At 52.0% G+C, this 5006-nt stretch carries 3 protein-coding genes; all 3 read right to left on the bottom strand.

What is annotated here, in order from left to right; all coding sequences use genetic code 11:
* Window positions 1–121: 121 nt before the first annotated feature.
* Window positions 122–913, bottom strand: a complete 792-nt coding sequence (locus tag HY26_RS16170) for a helix-turn-helix domain-containing protein (RefSeq protein ID WP_112074121.1) — start codon at window positions 911–913, stop codon at window positions 122–124.
* A gap of 60 nt (window positions 914–973) precedes the next feature.
* Window positions 974–2977, bottom strand: coding sequence for a heavy metal translocating P-type ATPase (locus HY26_RS16165; RefSeq protein WP_112074120.1), 2004 nt, complete (start codon window positions 2975–2977; stop codon window positions 974–976).
* A gap of 55 nt (window positions 2978–3032) precedes the next feature.
* A partial coding sequence (locus tag HY26_RS16160) for an efflux RND transporter permease subunit (protein ID WP_146740265.1) occupies window positions 3033–5006 on the bottom strand: 1974 nt, incomplete at its 5' end.

The raw sequence follows: 5006 nt of genomic DNA, 5'->3' as shown, positions 1-5006 counted from the left end.
CCGGTCAAGGGCGCCCACGCCGGACGCTTACGATGATAACACTTTAAACGTCATTCTTTTTTTTGATTCTGTGGAAGTCATAAATTCTACCCATTTATCTCGGCGCCAAATCACAGCACACTTAGTTTTTTGAATCTCTATGTTTCAATGTTTCTTGGGCGTCCAACTCACGCGTTGAATTTCCGGTACGAACAAAATATTTTGCGGAATCCCCATCCCGTAAAAAAACGGGGTTCTGTGTAGGTTTAATGAGTAGCCAGCAGATATCTAAATCTCTCTGGCGTGGGAACATGCACTGCACATATGTGCAGACACTTAATCCGAGGTAGCGCTGAATAATCGAAACAATGCTTTGTTCAAAGCCATCTGCTGATTTAATTTTCAGAGTATTATAATCACGCTCTAATCCCTTGATTTCACCGCTATCATCGACACCAATCAATAGTGACCCGCCTTTGTGGTTCATCATTCCGCAAATCGTTTTGGCAATCACGTGTTCCAGTGTCTTATCGACCCTATTTTCATTCACATTCCAACGTAGAGTCTCTTTGAACTCCACACGATCATTTTCTCCACTGCCAATGATCTCCGGCAAACTGTGTTCAAGTTCGACCTCCAAAGCGCTGATAATGCGGTTGTTGCGCGAAACATATCTTCGCATCCAACCAAAAATCAGGCCCAGCGCTCCGCCAACAAATGAAAACAGAAATGTCATCGGACCGAGTTCAAATTGAGATCGCTTCAACAGGCGGTCCGCTGCAAAAGACCACATAGACGTTGCGGTTGTCTCGATTTCCCCCTGAAACTCAATCCAAAAGACGAGCGTTACAATTGGGTGCAATATCAGCACACCGATTAATACTCCAATGACTAAATCAACTAAAACTTGAACTGTTTTCATACCCTTAAACATCAGTATATTCCCAGATTGTGAGAGTGTGGTCGAGATCACGCGGCGCTATGTCGAACGCTTTTACTTTTCGTTATATCCAAGCAGGCGCAAGGCATTTGAGACAACCAGCAGCGTTGACCCCTCATGGATGAGCACAGCCGGACCAATTCCAAGACCGAACAATGTGGCTGGAATCAAAAACGCGACAATACCGAGGCTGACCCAGAGATTTTGCCGAATTATTCGGCTGGTCGCGCGGCTCAATCCGACGGCAAAGGGCAGCGTTTCAAGGTCATCGGCCATGAGGGCGATGTCAGCCGTTTCAAGCGCGACATCAGACCCCGCAGCACCCATGGCGATCCCAACCGTGGCATTGGCCATGGCTGGTGCGTCATTCACGCCGTCCCCAACCATGGCGACACCTTGCCCTTCACTGAGTGATTTGATCTTGATGACTTTTTCATCCGGCATCAGATCCCCAAAGGCTTCGTCCAGACCAACCTCACGCGCCACGGCATCTGCGACGTTTTGGTTATCGCCTGAAATCATCATCATACGGCTAACACCAATTTCATGAAGGCGGGCAATCACGGCCTTGGCCGCCTCGCGCGGGGTGTCCATCAAGCCGATGACGCCCAAATACCGCTCGCCTTGGCGCACAATCATCGTTGTGCGGCCATTGGCGGACAGCGCATTTACGGTTTCGACCAAATCATCAGGCACAGGCGCGCCGTCCACTTCGTCAAATAAAGCCAATTTACCGATATGAACAAGCGCTCCATCATAGCGCGCAGAAACCCCGCGACCTGTAATGCTCGCAAAATTTGTGGCGCTTTCCGGGACAGATCCCAGACGTGATTTTGCATCCCGCACGACCGCTTCGGCCAAGGGATGATCACTGAGCGTTTCAACCGCCGCACTAACTTTTAGCAATGTGTCTTCTTCAACATCACCATAAGGCACTATGTCTACAAGACGCGGTTCACCTTCAGTCAACGTGCCGGTCTTATCAAAAGCAATTGAATCTAATCGGCCAAGCGACTCCAACGGCGCGCCGCCTTTGATCAACACGCCGCCGCGCGCCGCGCGGGCGACGCCGGAGAGAATTGCACTCGGCGTGGCAATGGCAAGCGCACACGGGCTAGCGGCTACAAGCACGGCCATAGCGCGATAGAAACTCTGCGAGGCGGTTTCATCAAGAACGAGAAAGGCCAGCGAGGTCACGATAGCCAAAAGAATAACGCAAGGCACAAATATACGCTCAAACTTTTTCGTAAAACTCTGGGTTGGTGATTGCCGCGTCTCGGCTTCACTGACCATGGTGACGACACGGGCCAGCGTGGTTTCACCGGACAGTTTTGTCACTTCAACATCAAGACTACCTGAGCCATTGATTGACCCCGCAAAAACGCGGGACTCGGATTTGAGCGTGTCGGGATTTTCCGCCGCCTTTACGCGGTCAGCAACGGGGCGCTTATCCACGGGAGCGCTTTCGCCTGTAATTGGAGCTTGGTTGACCGCGCTCTGTCCACTCACCACAAACCCATCAGCCGGTAAGCGCTCATTGGAACGAACGATGACAACATCGCCAATCACTAATGCATCAATCGCAACCGTTTCTGTGGTATCACCGCGCCGCACAAGCGCTTCATCCGGGGCGAGGTCAGCCAGTGCCGAAATGGCATTACGCGCCCTAGTCATCGCGAAGTTTTCGAGCGCATGACCAATGGCAAACAGGAATAAGAGAAAGGCGCCTTCCTTCCATTCTCCAAGAATAGCGGCCCCCGTCGCGGCAACCAGCATCAGAAAATCAATCTGAAACTGCCCTATAAGTATCTTACCAAGCGCTTCACGCAGCGCGTAATATCCGCCGAAAAAGTAGGCTGCGAGTAAGAATCCAAAACTGATGGGATCCGGTAAAACATCAAGCTTGGGTCCGAGCCAGCCAATCAACAGACAAATTCCCGCCAATCCAGCAAAGATTATTTCCGCGCGCGGGCCCAGCAATCTGCTAAAAAAATCGCCATGTTCATGACCATGCCCATTGCTATCGTGATCATGATCTGTGTGGTCAGTGTTTTCCATAATTGTCTCCGTTTTGCATGAGCCTTGGCAGCCGAGGCTGCCAAGGCTGTTTAAGTTATTCTGCCGGAATTGCTTCGGGGTTGTGCGACGTTTCAACGAGAGAATGATGACCTCCCGGCTTTGGCGCAAACCAACGATGCAAAGCAGGCATCACCAAGAGTGTCAGCAAAGTTGATGAAATAAGTCCGCCTGTCACAACCGTTGCCAAAGGTCGTTGGACCTCTGCGCCCACACCCGTTGCAAAGAGCAAGGGAGCAAGACCTAATGCGGTTGTCATGGCGGTCATTAAAACAGGACGCGCGCGCAGACCCGCTGCGTCAATCGCCAGTTGATCTTTATCGCGGCCTGCACGCGCAAAATCATCCATAAAGCTGACCAGCACCATGCCGTTACCTAAAGCTATGCCAAACAAAGCAATAAACCCGACCGTGGCTGGAACAGAGACAGGTAATCCCGTAATCCAAAGCGCCATGGCTCCGCCAGTCAGCGCCAAAGGAATATTGAGCAGAATCAGAACGGCTGATTTTACCCGGCCAAACGTCATCAATAGAATCAGGAATACGATCCCAAGTGTAATCGGAATGACCACTTTGAAACGCGCATTGGCCTGCTGTTGCAGTTCAAATTGCCCACCCCAAACCACACGATAACCTGGCGGTAAGTCCAGATTGGCATCGGTTAGGCCCTGTGCCTCGATCACGAATGAGCCGATGTCGCGGCCCCGCACATTTGACTGCACGGTGATAAAGCGCTCACCATCCTCGCGCGTAATCTGGCGCGGCCCGATAACAGTTTCGATATTGGCCACTGTTTCCAGCGGAACGCGTGCTCCTGAAGGCGATTCCAGCACAACCCGACTAATCGCTTCTGGCGTATCGCGGTTTTCGGCATGAAATCGCACAACGATTGGAAACTGACGCACACCCTCAAACAATGAGCCCGCTTCCGCACCGCCAACCGAGGCCCTGAGTGCATCCAAGGCATCTTCAACATCCAGACCGTATCGGCCCAAGGCCGCCCGGTCCATTGTCACAACGAGTTGGGGAGCGCCTGTGATTTGATCGGCTTGCACTTCCGCAGCGCCTTCGACCTGTTGCAGCAAGGTTTGAAGTTCTTGTGATTTTGCAAGAAGCACGTCGGAGTCCGGGCCGAAAATTTTAACGGCAAGCTCAGCCCGTGTTCCTGTCAGAAGCTCGTCGACCGACATCGCGATTGGCTGACCAATATTGACAACAATCCCCGGAAAAGATTCAAGGTTTTCCGAGATAGCTGTTCGCAAATCTTCCGCCGACATACCGTCCCGCCATTCAGATTGCGGGTTAAGTTCGACAAAGGCTTCTGCGCTATTGGTCGGGTCGGCATGGGCACCGACTTCACCTCGGCCAACCCGAGTCACGATAGATTTAACCTCTGGAAAAGCTTCCAGAAGTCTCTTTTCAATACGTGTCGTCGTTTGAGAAGCCTCCGTTAAGGAGATGGACGGGGCCATGGTCACGCGTAGCAAAATGTCACCCTCTTCAAGAGCGGGCGTAAATTCTGATCCCAGGCGTGAACCAGCCATTCCGCCGATTATGAGTAGGATGGCGGCAAGGCCGATGGCCGCTAGTCTGCGGCGCACAAAAAACGAGGCCGCTTGAGTGACGAAACGCGCTATTCGTCCCATTTCATTTTTCGATTTCACCTTGCCTTTGCGCATGAACGCGTTGGCCAGTGACGGAGCAATCAAGGCGGCATAAAAAAGCGAGCCCGTCATAGCCAATGCAGCAGAAGCGGCCAGTGGCCGGAAGGTTTTGCCTTCCACGCCCTGCAATGAGAAAAGCGGTAAGAAAACAATGATGACCACTGCAACAGCTGCGATTAGCGGCGCAATGACTTCTGCTGTAGACCTTGCCACGACATTGCGTTGATCTTCAGAGGGGTCGCTTTCGCGAAGGCCGCGATCCACATTCTCAGTGATAACAATAGCGCCATCTACCATCATACCAATGGCAATAGCAATGGTCTGCCCCACTGAGGTGGTCCATCGCCT

It is taken from the genome of Hyphomonas sp. GM-8P, from assembly GCF_003263315.1.
GTDB lineage: Bacteria > Pseudomonadota > Alphaproteobacteria > Caulobacterales > Hyphomonadaceae > Hyphomonas.
This window is presented reverse-complemented; position numbering and strand designations above follow the sequence as displayed.